Genomic DNA, 1222 nt, shown 5'->3' with positions numbered 1-1222 from the left:
GGTGAGTTCAACCCGTCAATGCAACATGATCAACAGTTGCACTGATAGGAGCGAACGATATGGCAAGGATGGGGCGGCCCGGCATGTCTCGAGCCCAGAAGCGAGATCTATGGCGACGATGGAAGGGCGGCCAGTCGCTCAGCGACATTGCCCGCTTCTTTGACAAGAATCCGGGTTCGATTTTCGGGGTTCTGGCCGCGCAAGGCGGGATCGCGCCGAGGGAACGTCGCCGATCCGCCCGGTCGCTGAGCTTAATGGACCGCGAAGAGATATCTCGATGCCTAGCTTCTGGCCAGTCGTTTCGCCAGATTGCGCTCAGCCTAGGGCGGCCTACCTCGACGATTAGCCGGGAAGTGGCACGGCATGGTGGCCGTGACCGATATCGGGCCGCACATGCCGATGAGGCCGCTTGGGAGGCAGCCCGGAGGCCACAGTCTTGCCGGTTGGCCGATAACCCTCGTCTGCGCTGGTTGGTGGCTTGCAAGCTGGGCCAGCAGTGGTCGCCGGAACAGATCGCCGGCTGGCTTAAGCTGAGGTTCCCGCTCAACCAGGCACTGCAGGTGTCGCACGAAACGATCTACCGGAGCTTGTTCATCCAGGCGCGCGGCCTGCTCAAGAAGGAACTCCTGGCGCACCTGCGCACGCGTCGCCGTATGCGCCACTCAAAGCTGGCCACCGCGATGCCTCGCGGCGGGATCATCGACGCGGTATCGATTCGGGAGCGTCCGGCGGAAGTCGAAGATCGCGCCGTGCCAGGGCATTGGGAGGGTGATCTGATCACGGGCAGCAACAATTCCCACATCGCGACGCTTGTGGAACGGCACTCGCGCTTCGTGATGCTGGTGAAAGTGAAGGGTAAGGACACCAGCAGCGTCGTCTCGGCGCTGAGCCGGCAAGTGAAAACACTGCCAACCGCGCTGCGAAAATCGCTGACGTGGGATCGAGGCGGTGAGATGGCCAGCCACAAGAACTTCACCGTGGCGACCGACACGCAGGTCTACTTCTGCGATCCGCAAAGCCCTTGGCAGCGCGGTTCGAACGAAAACACCAATGGCCTTCTGCGGCAGTACTTCCCCGACGGCACGGATCTATCCCGCCATTCGCAGGCATTCTTGAACAAGATCGCCAGACGTCTCAACGAAAGACCTCGTAAGACCTTGGGCTTCCAGACGCCAGCCGCTAAGCTGAGCCAAGCCGTTGCGTCGACGGGTTGAACTCACCG

1 protein-coding gene is annotated in these 1222 nt (G+C 61.6%); it reads left to right on the top strand.

Translation table 11 applies throughout. The features are described from left to right. The first annotated feature begins 59 nt into the window (after nt 1-59). Nucleotides 60-1214, top strand: a complete 1155-nt coding sequence (locus tag ACVOLS_RS21545) for an IS30 family transposase (protein WP_049439365.1) — start codon at nt 60-62, stop codon at nt 1212-1214. Nucleotides 1215-1222 lie beyond the last annotated feature (8 nt).

The sequence above is a fragment of the Stenotrophomonas sp. STEN038 genome, from assembly GCF_056759895.1.
Note: the sequence above shows the minus strand (reverse complement) of the source record. Positions and strands in the feature narration are given on the sequence as shown.